16 protein-coding genes are annotated in these 18,139 nt (G+C 39.5%); all 16 read right to left on the bottom strand.

What is annotated here, in order from left to right; genetic code table 11:
- Positions 1–193: 193 nt before the first annotated feature.
- Positions 194–1,585: an O-antigen ligase family protein gene (locus L870_RS0112235; protein ID WP_028518384.1), complete on the bottom strand. Its 1,392-nt coding sequence runs from the start codon at positions 1,583–1,585 to the stop codon at positions 194–196.
- A 271-nt stretch (positions 1,586–1,856) separates the two neighbouring features.
- A complete protein-coding gene (locus L870_RS0112225) occupies positions 1,857–2,330 on the bottom strand; it encodes a VanZ family protein (RefSeq protein WP_028518383.1) in 474 nt (157 codons plus the stop codon).
- Between the two features lie 103 nt (positions 2,331–2,433).
- Positions 2,434–3,453, bottom strand: a complete 1,020-nt coding sequence (gene galE / locus L870_RS0112220; protein WP_028518382.1) for a UDP-glucose 4-epimerase GalE — start codon at positions 3,451–3,453, stop codon at positions 2,434–2,436.
- Positions 3,454–3,515: 62 nt separating this feature from the next.
- A complete protein-coding gene (rfbC, locus tag L870_RS0112215) occupies positions 3,516–4,124 on the bottom strand; it encodes a dTDP-4-dehydrorhamnose 3,5-epimerase (protein WP_028518381.1) in 609 nt (202 codons plus the stop codon).
- Position 4,125: 1 nt separating this feature from the next.
- The gene (gene rfbD / locus L870_RS0112210; RefSeq protein WP_028518380.1) at positions 4,126–5,013 is read right to left on the bottom strand and encodes a dTDP-4-dehydrorhamnose reductase; all 888 of its coding nucleotides are present in this window, start codon (positions 5,011–5,013) and stop codon (positions 4,126–4,128) included.
- Between the two features lie 3 nt (positions 5,014–5,016).
- Positions 5,017–6,045 carry a dTDP-glucose 4,6-dehydratase gene (gene rfbB, locus L870_RS0112205; RefSeq protein ID WP_028518379.1) on the bottom strand — a complete coding sequence of 343 codons (1,029 nt, stop codon included), beginning with the start codon at positions 6,043–6,045 and terminating at the stop codon, positions 5,017–5,019.
- A 13-nt stretch (positions 6,046–6,058) separates the two neighbouring features.
- Complete coding sequence (gene rfbA, locus L870_RS0112200) at positions 6,059–6,946, bottom strand: glucose-1-phosphate thymidylyltransferase RfbA (RefSeq protein WP_028518378.1); 888 nt, start codon at positions 6,944–6,946, stop codon at positions 6,059–6,061.
- Positions 6,947–6,960: 14 nt separating this feature from the next.
- Positions 6,961–8,301: a Gfo/Idh/MocA family oxidoreductase gene (locus L870_RS0112195; protein WP_028518377.1), complete on the bottom strand. Its 1,341-nt coding sequence runs from the start codon at positions 8,299–8,301 to the stop codon at positions 6,961–6,963.
- Between the two features lie 29 nt (positions 8,302–8,330).
- Positions 8,331–9,404, bottom strand: coding sequence for a pyridoxal-phosphate-dependent aminotransferase family protein (locus L870_RS0112190; protein WP_028518376.1), 1,074 nt, complete (start codon positions 9,402–9,404; stop codon positions 8,331–8,333).
- 61 nt (positions 9,405–9,465) lie between these two features.
- Entirely contained in the window at positions 9,466–11,154 is a 1,689-nt protein-coding gene (locus L870_RS17595) for a thiamine pyrophosphate-binding protein (protein WP_051411545.1), read from the bottom strand.
- Between the two features lie 14 nt (positions 11,155–11,168).
- The gene (locus L870_RS17590; protein WP_080676449.1) at positions 11,169–12,209 is read right to left on the bottom strand and encodes an NAD-dependent epimerase/dehydratase family protein; all 1,041 of its coding nucleotides are present in this window, start codon (positions 12,207–12,209) and stop codon (positions 11,169–11,171) included.
- A gap of 33 nt (positions 12,210–12,242) precedes the next feature.
- The gene (locus L870_RS0112175) at positions 12,243–13,352 is read right to left on the bottom strand and encodes a polysaccharide pyruvyl transferase family protein (protein ID WP_080676448.1); all 1,110 of its coding nucleotides are present in this window, start codon (positions 13,350–13,352) and stop codon (positions 12,243–12,245) included.
- Positions 13,349–14,596 carry a CDP-glycerol glycerophosphotransferase family protein gene (locus L870_RS0112170; RefSeq protein WP_028518374.1) on the bottom strand — a complete coding sequence of 416 codons (1,248 nt, stop codon included), beginning with the start codon at positions 14,594–14,596 and terminating at the stop codon, positions 13,349–13,351. The genes L870_RS0112175 and L870_RS0112170 overlap by 4 nt, the downstream gene beginning before the upstream one ends.
- 21 nt (positions 14,597–14,617) lie before the next feature.
- Positions 14,618–16,075, bottom strand: a complete 1,458-nt coding sequence (locus tag L870_RS0112165) for a lipopolysaccharide biosynthesis protein (RefSeq protein ID WP_155250199.1) — start codon at positions 16,073–16,075, stop codon at positions 14,618–14,620.
- A 20-nt stretch (positions 16,076–16,095) separates the two neighbouring features.
- Positions 16,096–17,010: a GNAT family N-acetyltransferase gene (locus L870_RS0112160; RefSeq protein WP_028518372.1), complete on the bottom strand. Its 915-nt coding sequence runs from the start codon at positions 17,008–17,010 to the stop codon at positions 16,096–16,098.
- A 9-nt stretch (positions 17,011–17,019) separates the two neighbouring features.
- Positions 17,020–18,114, bottom strand: coding sequence for a DegT/DnrJ/EryC1/StrS family aminotransferase (locus tag L870_RS0112155; RefSeq protein ID WP_028518371.1), 1,095 nt, complete (start codon positions 18,112–18,114; stop codon positions 17,020–17,022).
- Positions 18,115–18,139 lie beyond the last annotated feature (25 nt).

Raw genomic sequence — 18,139 nt, 5'->3', positions numbered from 1 at the left:
AATATCAGTATACATTATATTATAGATTTTAAAAAAAGTCAAATCAGCAGTTACATTTGTCACTAAAAAAGTGACATTCGTCATCTTGATAATTCTCAGTCCGTGAGCTATAATGTGTATGTCATCTGATAAGAAACCACACTCCTTATTAATTAAAGACCGCTCAGCCGAACACGGTGAGCGGTCTTTGATTTTATTTACTGCTGATTTTTTTATGTTCCTTTGCATAACCGAAATAATGCTGATTTTTCTTTGCAAGACACATTCCTACGGTTATCCAGAAATAAGGCACTATATTCACGACACTGCTGTTGAAGCAAGCCTGTGCCGCATATCCTACAAGCATACCAAGAAATATCCAGTTGATATATCTTTCCTCTTTGTCATCATTGTGTATAACGTTTCTGACACCAGTAACAGCTGCATATATAAGAAGCGTAAGGTATGTGATAAGCTGAAAAACGCCCTGTGTAACAAGGTAATGGATATACTCATTATGCCCCTTTCCCTGAGTGTACTCTCCGGGAATGTAATCCGGGCTGTGGAAAAACGAATACTGATAGTTATCAAGACCTATTCCGAAAGCCCAGTGATCCGGAACCATCTTCAAACCGAATTTCCATATGTAAACTCTTGAAGTTGCAAGCTTGTCAATCTGCTTATTCTCACCGGATACATTGTTGATCTCTTCTTTCGTAAGCTCGACCTTTCCCATTATCTTGCCGCAGACTATTATAACAAATGCAACCAGAACTATCATTCCAACAATGAGCAGCAGCAAACGTCTGAATATACTGCGCAGCTTTTCCTTTTCCATTCCCTTTGATCTCATTACCAATAAGGAAACAGCCAAAAATGCCAGATATGCTGCAACACCTACCCATGCCAGTCTTGCCTCTGACGACAACAGAGTATAAAAACAAAGCATTGATATTGCATATGTTATATTTCTTATAAGCTTGCTCTGAGTAAACAGGAATATACCTGAGGTACAGGTAAACATCAGAACACTTAATCCCGCATACCAGTTTGAATGCTGTGTGAGTCCATAGCATCTTTTGAGATCCATTATAAGATCCGTATCAAGGTAACACTCTATCAAATATATTCCGCAGGTCTGAAGTGCTGCAATCACTGACTGTATCACCGTAACAAGTATGAACACATTCAGTATGCATTTTCTCATATGCTTGTCATTTATCATTGTTCCCGCAAACATAAGGCTGAAGTATGCAACAAAATTGAACATCCATTCATCATAATCGAATCCATGCCATGTTGCGAACTTATCAAGAGTAAATACTGCTGATAAAAGTGCAAAAACAAAAAGAAGCAGATACAGCAGATCAGAAAGATAATACTTTATGTTCTGATGCTTCAGAAAATGAACTATTATCACAAAAATCCCCAAATATCCTGCGATCTCTACGATGATCGGCTGACTTGCAAACGTCTGTGAATGCATTTCATCGAATATTTCCATAACAGGCAATGAGATCATCACAGTAATTATGTAGTAAAAGAAAAATTTCTCCGTGGTCAGCATCTCAAAAAAGCCCGATAGCCGCTTTTTTATTTCCTGCATTTTTTTCCTCCTAAGATATAATAAATATAGTATATATCATAATGCAAACAGTGTCAAGCGATGTCATTCCACTGTTATTTTGCATAAGCTTTTCAGCTGTTTTATACTTTTTGCGAACAAACAATAAAACCCGGAAGCATTTGATCAACACTTTTATTATACATTATGTGCGCATAATAGTCAATATATATCATCTTATCTTTTGTCTGAAAAAACATATCATAAGCCATGTAATACAAAAACACCGCCTATGCGGTGTTTTTATTATTATTCAGCGTTCTGTCACGTGAATCGTGTGTTCAAGCCTGTAGAATATTATTATATATACAATATATCCGATGCAGGTACCTATTGTATTATGCAGTATATCGTCAGACTCAAACAATCCCCTGCCGGTATAATACTGAGTTAATTCGATGAATACCGATAAAATAAATCCCGATATGGCAACAGCCTTTATACTTCTTAATTTCTCGGAAAGTATGGGGAGCATAAAACCAAGCGGAAGAAGCATCATGATATTGCCTATTATCTGTCCTGTCCAATAGGTATAATTACCGCTTCTCAGCATGGAACTTACTTCCCACAGCGGTCTGAACACATGGCGGCGCATTCCGGGTATCCTGTCAATGAGCGTTATGTTCATAACACAGTAAAGATAAAGGAGCATCGTAAATACGCACAATACCTTTATCATAAGCTCAGAAGGACTGAGCTTTTTTAGTTTAAGTATTATTTTAAACATACATTCCCCAGCCTTTCTTTTAATATCCTATATATTATTATACCACAATTATCCAAATAATGCAAGCCGAACAAAAAAACTCGGGCAAAAGCCCGAGTTGATATCACTTATTATATCCGTCAGGATTATTTTTCTGCCAGTTCCAGCTGTCGCGGCACATATCTTCAAGAGTCTTTTCTGTTTTCCAGCCAAGTACCTTGAGAGCCTTATCTGCATTTGCATAGCACTCCGCAAGATCACCTGCACGTCTTGGTCCGTAAACATGATTTACCTTGATATTGTTTACCTTCTCAAAGGTATCAACGATCTCGGTTACGCTGTAAGGTGTTCCTGTACCGAGGTTGAATATCTCAACACAGTTATGAGCAAGTATATAATCTATAGCCTTAACGTGTCCCTTAGCAAGGTCAACTACGTGGATATAGTCACGGGTACAGGTACCGTCAGCTGTTGGGTAGTCGTTGCCGAAAATAGTAAGACACTCGCGCTTGCCAACTGCTACCTGAGATACATAAGGCATGAGGTTATTCGGGATACCCTGAGGGTCCTCGCCTATCATACCCGACTCATGTGCTCCGATAGGATTGAAGTAGCGAAGAAGTATAACAGAAAGCTCCTTATCAGCCTTTGCTGCGTCCTCGAATATCTGCTCCATCATTGACTTAGTCCAGCCGTAAGGATTTGTACAAGCACCGCGGGGCATTGTTTCAAAATACGGAACAGGATTTGCCTCACCGTATACAGTTGCAGAAGAACTGAATATGATATTCTTAACGCCGAACTTCTCCATTGTTTCGAGAAGGGCAAGTGTTGTATCGATATTATTGCGATAGTACATAACAGGCTTCTGTACAGACTCTCCTACAGCTTTGAGTCCTGCAAAGTGGATAACCGCATCTATCTTATTCTCATTGAATACCTTTTCAAGCTTTGCATTATCCTTGATATCAAGCTCATAAAGCTTTACGGACTTGCCTGTTATTTTCTCAACTCTATTAATCGCCTCAGGTGAACTGTTCGAGTAATTGTCTGCAACTACGACATCGTAGCCTGCATTCAAAAGCTCAACTGCTGTATGGGAGCCTATATAGCCAGCTCCTCCTGCTAAAAGAATTGTTGACATCTCATTAATCTCCTTTCAGATCATAATTACAAATTCAGCCTCTTTACAGAGGCTGCAATTCATCAAAAAGTAAATGTATTCTCAAGTGTATCCCATTTTTTATCCTTATCGCTAAGATTAAGAACTGTACCGTCGTTAAGTGTATAGCCTTCACTGTCAGCACTTCCCTTATACTCACCAACAAGCTCGGGCCACTGAATACCGATAGCAGGGTCATTCCACGCAAGCCCGCCTTCATCATTCGCATGATAGAAGTCATCACACTTGTAACAGAATTCAGCTATATCACTGAGCACAAGGAAACCGTGAGCAAAGCCCTTTGGTATAAGAAACTGCTTTTTGTTCTCCTCTGTAAGTTCAACTCCGTACCACTTGCCGTAGGTTTTTGAATCCTTACGCAGGTCAACAGCAACATCAAATACTCTTCCCTTGATAGCGCGTACCAGCTTGGTCTGCGGGAACTGCTTCTGGAAGTGAAGTCCGCGTAGAACACCCTTTGCAGAGCATGACTGATTATCCTGAACAAATACTATATCAATTCCTGCTTCTTCCATGTCGCGCTGTGAATAAGTCTCCATGAAATAGCCTCTGTTATCACCGTGAACAGCGGGAGTAATTACGCAGAGCCCTTCAATACCGCCAACATTTTTTTCAACTGTTATCTGTCCCATATTATTGGATCTCCTTTAAGTAACGTGAAAGTGCCTCCTGCCACGCAGGGAGCGGAGTAAAACCGTTTTCGACCAGCTTTGACTTGTCAAGGCGACTGTTAAAAGGTCTTGCAGCCTTTGAAAGTCCGTACTCTGCTGTAGTAACAGGAGTTACCTTTGTTGACATTCCTGCCTGCTTATATATCTCTACTGTAAAATCGTACCATGAGATATATCCGCCTTCATTTGTAGCATGATAGTAACCGTATTTCTCAGTCTCTGCCATATCCACAAGAAGTCTTGAAAGGTCATATGTGTAAGTCGGTGTACCGATCTGATCGCATACAACTCTTACTTCATCGTGAGTCTTGCCCACGTTTATCATGGTCTTGATGAAGTTCTTGCCGTTTATGCCAAATACCCATGCGATACGCACGATAAAGTACTTATCAAGAGTATTGGATACTGCAAGTTCACCGTCAAGCTTTGACTGTCCGTAAACGTTCTGCGGAGCGTAGTCCTTGCAGTCAGGCTGCCAGGGTTCTGTTCCCTGTCCGTTGAAAACGTAGTCAGTAGAAATATATATCATTTTGCAGTCAAGCTTTTTGCAGACATTGGCGATATTCTGTGTACCGTCAACGTTTATAGCCTTGACCTTTGGCTTGTTCTCTTCATCTTCAGCAGCGTCTACTGCCGTCCATGCCGCACAGTGAATGACTACGTCGGGCTTCACTTCCGATATTGCCTTTTCTACTGCTGCCGCATCTGTTATATCAAGCTGTACATAGGGATATTTTGTGTCAATCGTCGGCAATATATCACTGCCGATACCCTCATATCCGCGCTTTGCAAGCTCGTTCATAACATCATGTCCGAGCTGTCCGCCTACGCCTGTTACGAATGCTTTCATTTATTACACCTCTGCACGGTTACCGTACATTTTCTCATAGTAATTCTGGTACTCACCGCTGATGATAGTCTCCCACCATTCACGGTTTTCAAGATACCACTTGATTGTCTTTTTGATGCCGTCCTCAAACTTTGTCTCAGGCAGCCAGCCGAGCTCATTGTGAATTTTAGTTGGGTCAATAGCATAGCGCATATCGTGTCCCTTTCTGTCCTCAACGTGTGTGATAAGGCTATCAGGCTTGCCAAGTTCCTTACAGATGAGCTTTACGATGTCGATGTTCTTCATTTCGTTGTGTCCGCCAACGTTGTATACCTCGCCTACTCTGCCCTTGTGAATGATAAGGTCGATAGCACGGCAGTGATCCTCAACATAGAGCCAGTCACGTACATTAAGTCCTTCACCATATACAGGGAGAGGCTTGTCTGCGAGTGCATTTGCTATCATAAGCGGGATAAGCTTCTCAGGGAAGTGATATGGTCCGTAGTTATTTGAACAACGTGAAATTGTTACAGGCAGACCGTATGTACGATTGTATGCCATTACAAGTAAATCAGCACCAGCCTTTGATGAGCTGTATGGGCTGCTTGTATGGATAGGTGTAGTTTCTGTGAAGAAGAGGTCAGGTCTGTCCAGCGGAAGATCGCCGTAAACCTCATCTGTAGATACCTGATGATATCTCTGGATACCGTACTTTCTGCAAGCGTCCATAAGAACCTGTGTACCGAGGATATTTGTCTGGAGGAATATCTCAGGGTTCTCGATAGAACGGTCAACGTGTGACTCTGCTGCAAAGTTTACAACGATATCAGGCTTTTCTTCCTCGAAAAGCTTGTAGATAGCTTCTCTGTCGCAGATATCTATCTTCACGAAGCGGAAGTTGGGATTCTTCATAACAGGCTCAAGTGTTGAAAGATTGCCTGCATATGTGAGCTTGTCAAGACATACTATCCTGTAGTCGGGATATGTATCCAGCATATGGAATACGAAATTTGAGCCGATAAAGCCGGCACCGCCTGTAACAAAAATTGTCATTACCTTTTTCTCCTTAATACTTTATTTTTCCTTCAGCAACTTTTTTCAGATGTGCACCGTATGGTGACTTACCGTATTTTTCAGCTGACTTCATAAGACCTTCATTGTCGATCCAGCCATTGATAAAAGCTATTTCTTCGGGAGCTGATATCTCAATTCCCTGACGATTCTGTACCATCTGAACAAAGTTAGTTGCCTCTGCAAGACTGTCCATTGTTCCTGTATCAAGCCATGCAAAGCCACGGCCGAGAAGCTGAACATCAAGAAGATTATCATGGAGATACATCTCATTGAGTGTTGTTATCTCAAGCTCTCCGCGCGCAGAAGGCTTTACCTGATTGGCTCTTGCGCTTACACCGGCAGGATAGAAATAAAGTCCTGTAACTGCGTAATTGCTCTTTGGAACAGCAGGCTTTTCCTCAATTGAAAGAGCGTGTCCGTCCTTATCAAAATCAACAACGCCAAAACGCTCGGGATCAGGAACATAATAACCGAATACTGTTGCTCTGTTGTTTTCCTCTGCATTCTTCTTTGCATTTCTGAGTATGCTTCCGAAACCGTTTCCATAGAATATATTGTCACCAAGCACCATAGCGCAAGCATCATCGCCTATAAACTCTTCGCCGAGGATAAATGCCTGTGCAAGTCCGTCAGGACTTGGCTGTACCTTATAGCTAAGGTTGATACCGTACTGTGAACCGTCTCCAAGAAGTCTCTCAAAATTAGGAAGATCAGTTGGAGTTGATATTATAAGTATATCCTTTATTCCTGCCAGCATAAGTGTTGACAGCGGATAATATACCATCGGCTTATCGTATACAGGTAATAATTGTTTGCTTGTTACCATTGTCAATGGATAAAGTCTTGTACCGGAACCTCCGGCTAAAATTATACCTTTCATCTTAAACACCTTCCTTATGTTAATTCAGTCATATTAAGTCGTTTATTAAAATCCTCAATTATACCGACAATAGCTTCTGAAGTACTCTTTGAAACATAACTTAGATTTCTATTACATTCAACTGCTTTTGCAAAAGCAACTATTTCATAGCGAATTCCTTCACCGTCAAGCTGATAGAAAAACCTTTTATTGTCCTCTTGATTTTCATATCGTATCTCAAAATAATCTGTTTTCCACCATGGTGCAGGTACATATATGTAGCCTTTGGTACCTGTTATTATCAATTCACCTTCAGCTTTTGCTCCTTTTGCAACTTTGACTGTTGCAACACCTTGAGGATATACAAAGTCAATTTTGGTAAATGCGTCAACATTCTCTTCTTTATTCTGAAATAAAGTATAGAAAACTTTATTTCGGTAATCCGTTCCAAAAACCTGAAAAATCGGCAACATTGCTGCCGGTGCCCATCCGCACATACTATTCCATTTCTTGGAAAGGTCAGTTCCTTCAATTGAAATACCATCTCTAAGACTTGTACATACCGCATCAATCGATACAACTCTACCAATTTTGCCGCTTTTTGCCATAAGAATCAAGCGTTCATAAGCTGTGGAATAAGCAGTTTTAATTGCATCCATAAGAATTAAATTCTTTTCTTCAGCAATTTGAAATAATTCTTTACTCTGCTCCCTTGTGTAAGCCATTGGCGATTCACAAAGAACATGTTTTCCTGCAATAAGAGCAGCTTTGCAATGTTTATAATGATTTTCAGGCTTTGATATGATATACACAGCATCAACTTTAGAGAGTAAATCATCATAATTATCAGTATAATAAAGGTTTATTAATTCAGGTTCAATACCTGGTGTTGTAGCATAAATACCAACAACCTCAACACCATTAACATACTTAGCTTCATTAACAAATTTCGTCCGAAAAATCGCTGTTCCCACAAGACCTATTCTCAATTTTCGCTTTTCAGCCCTTACATCTGAACTTGATACACCTTGAGTTCTTGGAAGATACACAACTTTACAATATTCATTCAGGTAATCAAAGTACCCTTCCCAATCAGAGCCAACTGTGAATATATCAACATCAAGGCGACGAATATCGTCTATCTTCTGTCCTTCATATTCCTCTATGATTATCTCATCTGCAAGCCCTGTTGCTTTTACTGCTTCAACACGCTCCATTAGGGACTGCTGAAGATTTATCTTTCCTCTTGTTTTGTCATAGTCATCAGAGGTAATACCAACTATCAAATAATCTCCAAGAGCTTTTGCACGCTCTAACAATCGAATATGTCCGTAATGGAGCATATCATATGTTCCGTATGTAATTACCTTTACCAATATATCATCTCCATTACAAGCATATTTTATCAGAGTTTTCCTTTACTCTGCATATCCTTCAGAGCATTAATAAGTGTTGTATTATCATCATGTGTCAGGTGTCCAATATGACCTACACGGAAAATAGTACTCTTCATATCTCCGCCGTTAGGACATATCCAGATGCCATAGTTATCTTTAAGATCCATGAATATCTCATAGGCATCTGCATTGAGCGGATGAACAGGTGTAACACCATTTGCAGGAGACTCAGAAACAAATTCAAATGGCAATTCTTTGATTTTATCACGGAAATCTTGTGCCTGTGCAGCAACTCTGGCAATCTCAGCATCTGCACCACCTGCTGCCTCAATTTCTTTCAATCTGGTGTTAATCTGACGCAAAATACCAACTGCCGGAGTAAACGGTGTCTGTCCGCGTTCCATATTTTTAAGTACATCTGCAAGATTAAAATACATTGACTTAACCTTTGCATTTGTAACACGCTCAACCGCTCTCGGCGCAAGAACGATCATAGATACACCGGGAGGGCAGGCAAGAACCTTCTGTGAACCTGTTATCATCACATCTGCCCCGCAATGCGCCATATCGAATGGATCAGCAAGAAATGCCGAAACACAGTCACATACATAGAACATATCGTTCTTCTTACAGAATTCTCCGATCATTTCCGAATCATAAAGAACACCTGTAGAAGTTTCATCTATATTTACAAGCAGACCAGTATAAGCTTTTCCATCATACTCATAAAGTCTCTCTTTTGTCAGCTTCTGTCCGTGATTAAGTTTCAGGACATCGTGGGGGACACCATGTATCTCGCAGAGCTCAACAAAACGCTGTCCAAAGCTTCCGCCGTTGATGACCAACACCTTGTCAGATGATGTAAAGCAGTTCATGACTGTCGCTTCCATTGACCCTGTGGAAGAATTTGTCATGAAAGCTACTCTTGAACCATTTGGTGCTTTTGAAAACTTCAGCATAAGCTGTTCATTTTCAAGCATCAGCTCGGAAAACTCAGGTGTACGAAAATAAGGCACCTGTTCTCCGCCGACAGCACATACTTCATCGCTGCACATTACAGGCCCAACTGTGAAATTAAGCATTCTAATCTTTCCTTCCTTGTATATACACTGAAATCCAAACAGAAATCGTTTTAATCAGTTGTTATTTTCTGTTATGAATGATATTAAGAGCAATACCTTCATCCGAATCGTTCACAAATACTTCCAGCAAAATGGGTTTATCCGAATCTGTAGAAAGAAATTTGTCTTTCACATCTGCGAAAGAAGATTTATCCGAGGCAGATAGATATTCAAAGCCCAAATCTTCTGCAAAGTGTTTTACTAAACAGGGGGACTTTTGACCGAAATGACCAGCAGCAGCTACATAAGGATCAACTTCTTCACCAAGCAACCGATACGCCATAGCATAGCATTTTTTGAATTCAACACCGACTCCGTTATTAACCAAAATGATTCTTATATTCTTACCAATATGTCTGTTGCCAAGGGCATTCAGATCATAGAAGAATGCCAGATCACCGGTCACACAATAGCAAAGATGTTCGGGATTGGCAAGCGCAGTACCAATCATCATTGATGTTGCACCGTCGATTCCGAACCCACCGACCGGACAAAACACCTTGACTTCATCTTGAAATTCAGAATAATTCCACGTACGAATCGTATTAAGAATACTCAATACAACAGTTGAGTGATTTGGTATATACGGAGCTATCTGACTTGCTACCCATACATTTGAGAATGGCATCCGTGCAAGCTGATCGGGCTTTTGTTCCACCAGTGCATCATATACACGCTTACATTCTTCGTAATAAGAAACATTCGAGAATTCTTTGTTCGCATAAGCCAAAAAGAAATCTTTTTCAGACATTTCAAACACAAATGACATATTGCGGAACGTATCCCTGATTTCACCGTCCGGAGAAACCCGCCAAGTTTCATTGCTTTGAATCATTCTCATTGCACCTTCTTCTGCTGATATCTCACCAATATGGACTAAAATATCGACATCATAGGCAGGTGTATTTGCCTGATTCAAAGGTGCCTGGTTGATAACAAGTGCAAATGGAATCTTGTATTTGCCGTGATAATTACTTGTATGGTCACAGAGAACCACGCCGTTATTTGCTTCACAGAAAGCTTCGATTGCCTTTGTCTGCGCCGAATCAAAGGGCTGGTGTGAACCTACAAATATTGCTGTTTTGCCTTTGATAATTTCAGGGAATGAATCTTCTGTGGTAATTCTTCGGATTATCCTCGTATCCGGTAACTCCTTACATGTAAGTGCTGTTTCCTGATTATAGCTATACGTTGTAATCAAATTCAGATGAACCGGACCGCCACCATGACGTTTTAATTCAAGCAAAACTTTATTGCCGTTGACCTCGCATTCCCATTCGTCATCACTTGTGTGAACATTCGGCATTGTCAGGCTTATTTTACAAACATCATTCGGAGGAGATGTTCGGTCTGTTACCTGTGCAAACAAATGACCAATTCTGTTGTTATCCTGTGAAGATGTTAATATAAGAATCGGCAGTTTGCTGTAAAATGCTTCTGTTGCACCTGACATATAATTGCGAGCTGCAGTGGCTCCAGTGCAGCTGAGAATAACCGGCTCGCCTTTTTCATGCGCAATTCCACAGGCTATATATGCAGCAGAGCGCTCATCAACAGACGAAAAGATTTCAAAATACGGATCATTCTGAATACTGCCTATGAAAACAGAATTGGTTGTTCCGGGTGAGGCAACAACATATTTAATATTATGAGCTTTTAACAAGGCTATCAGGATCTGATGATTGCGTTCATTTGTATAATAATGTGCCACTGATTAAAGCCCCCTTATAATTGAACAATTTCTTTCTGCACGGAAGGATCCTGTGTCAGCCTGTCCATTTCCTTTTCATATTCTGAATTTAAGGGCAAGAACACTGCATTCCCCTCTACTTTCCAATCACGCAGGAATTCCTCTAAACAGCCGGAAAGTCCCTCCTGCATACCAAGATAATCAATATGTTCGCATACAAGCTCTGCTTTCGCATTGTCAAACTGTCGGTTCCATTGGCGGTCATATATAGTATTATATCCACCTTCGTAAATCATCTCAATTGATTTCATTTCAGGTGAAGTATACAGAACAATGTCCTTGCCAGTCTGTTTCTTGATAATAGACGCATACATTTTCAGTATTTCCAACCAAGTCATATTTTCTGTAGTTGTAATATGTACGGCGTCTGCTAAAGGCTTTCCTAGAGCAATTTTGTAGATGCCGAATGATACATCTCTTCCATAAGAAAGCGTTGTCGTCTTATCTAATATGCCCTCGCTCATGATCAGAGGCTTATCATTCAATACACGGTACAGCCATTCCTCTTTTTCGTAGATACCCAATTGCAGGCGGCGGTTGCTGTATGTAATATAGGGACGAATAATCGTATAGTTATTCATTCCACTTGCACGAAGCATATCTTCTTCTCTCGCCTTACGAAGTGCATAGCGATTCGTTGAAAGGAATGCTTGATCTTTGGATGTCTCCAGCAGACGTGGGCAACTTTCGGTAATTCGTCCCTCATAATTTGCATAAACACGACTTGAAGATAGAAAGATATAGTGGTCTGTGGCAGAAAGTAATGCGCGATGGTATTCCAGGAATTCTTCGTAATTATAATTCATAAAATCAACAATTACATCATAATGAGATTTCTTTAGCAATTCACTCATAAACGCTTTCTCACGAGCATTTCCAACGATATAACTGATATTCCCATGACTGTTTCTTTCTTTACGTGATGTAACAGTTACCTGAACATCATTATTTTCAGAAAGAAAACTAATGAGATGGGTACCCATTGCACCTGTTCCACCTAGTACCAAAATATTCATTCTAATAACCTTCTTTCTTCTCTTTAATCTAATTTACTTTATCAATTCAAGTTCCATTGCAAGGAACTTAAGAGATTTTTCTCTTGCTGCTGAAATATTACCGTGAACAGCATCATAATCTATCTCGCTACGGAATGCTTCGTTTCCGTTCACCAGCATTCGATCCGACAATCCAAATAACTCAAGTAATTCCTCGATTTTTGTATCGCACTGTTCACGAGAGAATACAACAAACGGTCTGCGGTACTGCACGCTGAAAATCATGCCGTGGAAAGAATTTGTAACCACATATTCTGCGTGCTTTACAAGAGACAGGAATTCTTCCACACCAGCTTCATAGAACATCTGATGTCCACGCTCTGCATTGGTAGCACGAAGACTGATATCAACAATCTTCCAGCCGTTTTCTTTTGCGAGTTTTTCAGCATATTCAGTCATTGTTGGATTATAGCGGCGAGCATACAAAAGAAGATACTTCTCCTGAACGATTCGTTCCTCTGCAATATGGTCATAATCCTCGGAAGTCAACAGTAAAGTCGGATCGACAACCTTCTGCACTGGAACAGATGTATGCTCACTCACATAAGGAATCATTAGATTTTCACGCAGACCAAAAGCCTTGAAATTCTGGAGCCTTGCATTCAAAATCTGATAAGTCTCCTCAGTAAAATGTGGATCTCCAAAACTTGCAGCATAGGCAACTGCGAAGCCGTTTTTCATGCAGTCATAGTTTGCATAGTAACCGTCATCAAAGCCGAACTCGTCAGGACAGAAAATCGTATCACTGCCGCAGACAAAACCATCAATTCCTTCGTCTTCAATAATCTCATTGAAATTTGCCGATGTATATTTCTTCTTGGTCTTATCAAAGCGTTCATGATAGAATCGGTCAAACTTCTCATAATTGATGCGGATTGCAGGCATGGTCAATTCACACATTCTTCGGGATTCGTCGTCTTTGTCCCACATATTTTCAAATGGATTCAGCGGATCCTTGTCTGCCAGAATATCAGGACAGTAATCAGTAAGCAACGCATGATATCCTATTTTTTCGATAGCTTGTGTCAAAGCCCATGACTGCAATGCAGAACCATAATTGGTAAAGTTACAATAGATATTGTAACTTACAACACCTATATTCATTTGCGATATGTCTCCTTTTTAGATTCCTCAAAATCATTAATAATAGCATTTACAATGTTTTCTGTAGCTGATGAATTGTATGCAAAATGCTCATCAATAATCTTCTTTCGTATAGAATGAAGCGGATCATTATGTTCTGAAAGATTATTAATTAATCCTGCTAATTCTTCCCAGGTGTTAGCAATATACAAACCAGGTAAAATGGTCGAAAACAAAGAGCCATATTCAGACTCTTTTGGGCAATAAATGATTGGTTTACCTGTTAAAAAAAACATAGGGATAACGGAAGACTTATCAGATATTAGTACATCCATACTTTCAAATGTATCTTCAATACTCTTATTTGAATCGACTTGTACTTGTTGCTTTTTCCAAAGGGAAAAAATATCATCTATCTGTTTTTTTTCAATAATACCAGTTTTTACAAAATTCTCCCACATCATTGGATGAGGTCTGACTATTAATTTAGATTTTCCCCAGTCAAACTCTGCAAGTTGATGGTAATACTCCATAAAATGGCTGCCACCAGCAATAGGGTCGTAACTCCAGCGTGGAGTCCATAAAAAATTCGAGTAATTACATTGATTATTGATTTTCAAGCATTTTTCAAACGGAGGATATCCGATACTGAGAAAATGCTGGTATCCTTTGTTGCAATTCCCCTTAAATCTTGTCGTATTGATTTGAGCAGCACCTGTATCCTCCATAAAGCCCATATATATATTTCTAAAAAAGTTGACAGGGTAAATACCTGTCTTTTTTATTTCAGGTGTAGCATAAGGAATATAACAGTTTTTTGTATAGCAAACAGTACTTGAACTTCTTAGCTTCTCAGGAAGATAATGATCATAAGGTCGCTGGAAAAACAGATAATCAAAATCAGATACATTTATCTCTGCCAATTTATTTTCATTATATGCCAGCGCATATTTTCCATTCAGGCAATTGGATACGAAAAACTCTTTTTCGCTTCCGTATTCACCTATTTTTGAATTCTCAAAATCATACTTAGGAACGATTATGAGCCATGGTTCAAAATATTTGTTATCACACATATCGGCGTAAACGCTTGACTGTTTATCCCATAATTCAGGCATCTGAACAATAAAACCAACTTTTATTGTATCATGATTCTTTGCACGATGAACTTTTTTTAGATAATAGTTTGATCTAATAGCATTATAAAAATCATTTGCCTTTTTCATAGGGACTTTAATGATTCTATTTAAACTTATCTTTCCCATTAAAACATCTCTCCATGTTGTTTACGCTTTTCTTTTCAATACGCTATTTACAAAAAACATTAAATCTTTTCTCTTTATAATTCCAATAATTAAAGCCACTAAAATCACAATATATCTGATAATCATCAGTTTATATAACGTCATCACAAGAAAACATATAGAACAAAAACCTATAAAAATCACACAAAGCATCTTAATATCCAATGCTTTCAAGGAAAAACCTTTTTCCTTTGCCACTTTTTTCATTGTATAATAGTTCATAACCGCAAACAGTATATAGCTTATCATGGTTGTATATCCTGCAGCTATATAGCTTACAGTCGGGATAAGTACAGCATTCAGGATAATATTAGCTATTGCAGCTCCTACCGATGCATATACCAGACTCTTTTTCTTTTCATAATAGAACTGCACATTTATAAATAACTGCGCATAGAACAGCAGTAATAAACTTATTGCAACAGGCGGTATGATCCATATCGCCTCATGATATTTCTTTCCACCCATGATCAATATGACTTCAGGAGCCATGATAACGATACACATTATCAAGCCTGCCATCAATATTGCAATACCATTAGCAACCTTTGCGTTTTCCTCTTCTTTACCTTCCTTGATCTTCTTATAAAACCATGGAACATACGAATTATTTATGGAATTGAGAACAAATGTCAGAACCATAGCTAAGCTATATGCAACACCGTATATAGCTGCTTTTCCTTTTCCGCAGTAGTGGTCGATCATTATACGGTCACTCTGGTTGAATATCATCTGTGAAAGATAATACGCCAATAATGGGATATTGAAGCCTAAGGCGTATGTCCAGTACTGCTTTTTTATAAAGCTCTTACCTCTTATGGCATTCAGACTGAATATTATAGCACCAAAAGCTACAACAGCCACAACATGACCTATGATACGTGCCGTACCCTTCTGCTCACTTAACAAAACAAAAGCAAGAGATACAGCTGTGCTTGCAAGTGACATGATAAGAGTCAGTGCAACTACAGGCTTATACTCATAATCAAATCGTTTCTTTCCGCTCCATAGATTAATTGCGTTAACCGACAAGGTCTCAAGAACAAGAAATATTACAAACAGCGTCGGTATTTTTAGGAGTCCGTTCCAGAAACTTTGGAACGGAAGATATATAGCCAAAAAGAAGCCGCATAATACCAGCCAGATTCCCTGTATCGAGGAAATATACCTGTCTCTGTCCTTTTCAAATTTCAGCATAGCAGGCGAAAATGAACCATATGCCAGATTCAGTGTCAGAATTATTGAGAAAATAGCTGACCATGAAGTGTAAACAGTCATTTCACCATATTCATCAGTTGTCATAAGCCTGCAAAAAATAGGCATATTTATTAATGAGATACACTTCTGAACAATGCTGCAAACAGTATATGCTACTGACGCTCTTGCCTCTTGTGACATCGCACCCCATTTTTGTCTAATCTTGCCAATAGGTAAAGCCAAACAGATTTCCTCCCAGATATTTAAAGATTTATATACTTCCTGAATTCATCATAATCCCTTATATAGTCTTCAACCTTATAATAGTCAGATGCTGCCACACAGAGAACAGAATCCTTCTGCAGCCAGAGCATCTCTCTCCATGTGAGCTGATCTATAACAACTCCTATTGAAGGATCCGAGAGCTCTATTTCCTCTCTGCCGTTCTTGTTTTCAAGAATAAGCTGTATCCTTCCGTAAGGGCAGAACAGAAGCTGCTTCAGTTCCTTGTGCGCGTGGAATCCTCTTCTGACACCTTCGGGAACTTTTGATATATAGTACATTCTCTTTATTTCAAACGGAATATCCTTAGTAGTCTCGAAGAATGACAACTCTCCTGCATCTACTGTTGGGATAGTCTTGATATGTATAACTTTGCAGCCTGCTACCGAATCCCTGCTTGTGAAATCATCACCTTTAAGTACTGAATACCATTTGAGATTATTAAGATTTTCATATCTCTTCAGTACCTTTTCCGGGATATCAAGAGCTTCATGGAAATTATGCTTGTCATAAAACCTTACAGCTCTCGGATTTTCTCTTGATACACACCAATATACACATTCGAGTCCTAATTCAGCAAAAGCTTTTTCAATTATGCTTTCCATGCCAAACCATGAATATCCTTTGCCCATTGCCTCTGCTCTTACAGTAATGGCAAATTCGGCTGACCCGTCCTCAATATGTTTAAGGCTGACAGTTCCCATATATTCATCGGCATCAGACGAGACAGCAAGGTGAAGATTCTCCTTGTCCTCCCAGCTTGATTTTATAAAGTTTTCGGCATCTTCCATTGTTTTGGAAGCAAAGTTTGCCTGAAGATTTTCTGTTACACTCTTATCATGCATCCATGCAAGCATAAGCGGTGCATCTTTCAGTTCAAGTTTTCTTAAATACATCTTAACTCCTTAAAACTCGTTTACAGAATCTATAACATACTGTATCTGCTCGTCTGTCATACCATAGAACATAGGTAAACTGAGCTCAGTCGCACTGATCTCTTCAGCGATCGGAAGTGCGCCCTGCGGAATATTCAATTCCTTATAGCATTCCTGCATATGCATAGGGATAGGATAATGCTTGTTTGTTGATATACCCTTGTCAGCAAGGAATGAAGCCAGCTCGTCTCTTCTCTTGGTTCTTACTGCAAAAATGTGCCATACAGGTACAGCATAATCAGGAACAAAAGGAAGAATTATCTCAGGATTTTTTATACCTTCAAGATAGCATCTTGCAACTCTTCTTCTCTCCTCATTCATTCTGCTGAGATGTGGAAGCTTTGCTGCAAGAAATGCTGCCTGCATCTCATCAAGTCTGCTATTATTACCTTGATAGATGTGGTGATACTTATAGTCTGAACCATAATTGCCCAGTGCTCTTACCTTATCAGCAATTTCTTTATTATTTGTAACTGTTGCTCCTGCATCACCGAGAGCTCCAAGATTTTTTCCGGGATAAAAACTGAATCCTGCTGCATCGCCGAAGCTTCCTATTACCTTTCCATTATATGTTGCACCATGTGCCTGTGCACAGTCCTCAACAATATACAGATCATACTTCTTGGCAATTGCCATGATAGGCTCCATATCACATGGCTGACCGTAAAGATGTACGGGCATGATCGCTTTTGTTTTCTTTGTGATCTTTTCTTCTATTTTTTCAGGGTCAATATTATATGTCCTGATATCAGGCTCTACAAATACAGGAGTTGCACCAACATATGTTACTGCCAATGCTGTTGCAATGTATGTATTGGAAGGCACAATAACTTCATCACCTGCTCCTACACCAAGTGCCTTCAGAGCAAGCATTAATGCATCTAAGCCGTTGCCGCAGCCCACACAATACTTTGTACCACAGTAAGCTGCAAACTCTTTCTCAAAGGCTTCATCTTCCTTGCCTTCTATATACCAGCTTGCCGTATATACACGCTCAAATGCAGCTCTGATATCAGTATCAAGCTCCTTCTCCATTGGCTTAAAACTTACAAATGGTACATTCATTTTTTATTCTCCTTTTTATAACTAT

The organism is Ruminococcus flavefaciens ATCC 19208, from assembly GCF_000518765.1.
GTDB classification, from domain to species: domain Bacteria; phylum Bacillota; class Clostridia; order Oscillospirales; family Ruminococcaceae; genus Ruminococcus; species Ruminococcus flavefaciens.
The sequence above is the reverse complement of the archived record's forward strand: the minus strand, read 5'-3'. Positions and strand labels throughout refer to the sequence as shown.

What these genes read in the sequence shown, in the direction of transcription:
- L870_RS0112235 (WP_028518384.1), bottom strand. Translation starts at nt 1,585, where the DNA reads ATGCAGGAAATAAAAAAGCGGCTATCGGGCTTTTTTGAGATGCTGACC.
- L870_RS0112225 (WP_028518383.1), bottom strand. Translation starts at nt 2,330, where the DNA reads ATGTTTAAAATAATACTTAAACTAAAAAAGCTCAGTCCTTCTGAGCTT.
- galE (WP_028518382.1), bottom strand. Translation starts at nt 3,453, where the DNA reads ATGTCAACAATTCTTTTAGCAGGAGGAGCTGGCTATATAGGCTCCCAT.
- rfbC (WP_028518381.1), bottom strand. Translation starts at nt 4,124, where the DNA reads ATGGGACAGATAACAGTTGAAAAAAATGTTGGCGGTATTGAAGGGCTC.
- rfbD (WP_028518380.1), bottom strand. Translation starts at nt 5,013, where the DNA reads ATGAAAGCATTCGTAACAGGCGTAGGCGGACAGCTCGGACATGATGTT.
- rfbB (WP_028518379.1), bottom strand. Translation starts at nt 6,045, where the DNA reads ATGACAATTTTTGTTACAGGCGGTGCCGGCTTTATCGGCTCAAATTTC.
- rfbA (WP_028518378.1), bottom strand. Translation starts at nt 6,946, where the DNA reads ATGAAAGGTATAATTTTAGCCGGAGGTTCCGGTACAAGACTTTATCCA.
- L870_RS0112190 (WP_028518376.1), bottom strand. Translation starts at nt 9,404, where the DNA reads ATGCTTAATTTCACAGTTGGGCCTGTAATGTGCAGCGATGAAGTATGT.
- L870_RS17590 (WP_080676449.1), bottom strand. Translation starts at nt 12,209, where the DNA reads ATGAATATTTTGGTACTAGGTGGAACAGGTGCAATGGGTACCCATCTC.
- L870_RS0112175 (WP_080676448.1), bottom strand. Translation starts at nt 13,352, where the DNA reads ATGAATATAGGTGTTGTAAGTTACAATATCTATTGTAACTTTACCAAT.
- L870_RS0112170 (WP_028518374.1), bottom strand. Translation starts at nt 14,596, where the DNA reads ATGGGAAAGATAAGTTTAAATAGAATCATTAAAGTCCCTATGAAAAAG.
- L870_RS0112160 (WP_028518372.1), bottom strand. Translation starts at nt 17,010, where the DNA reads ATGTATTTAAGAAAACTTGAACTGAAAGATGCACCGCTTATGCTTGCA.
- L870_RS0112155 (WP_028518371.1), bottom strand. Translation starts at nt 18,114, where the DNA reads ATGAATGTACCATTTGTAAGTTTTAAGCCAATGGAGAAGGAGCTTGAT.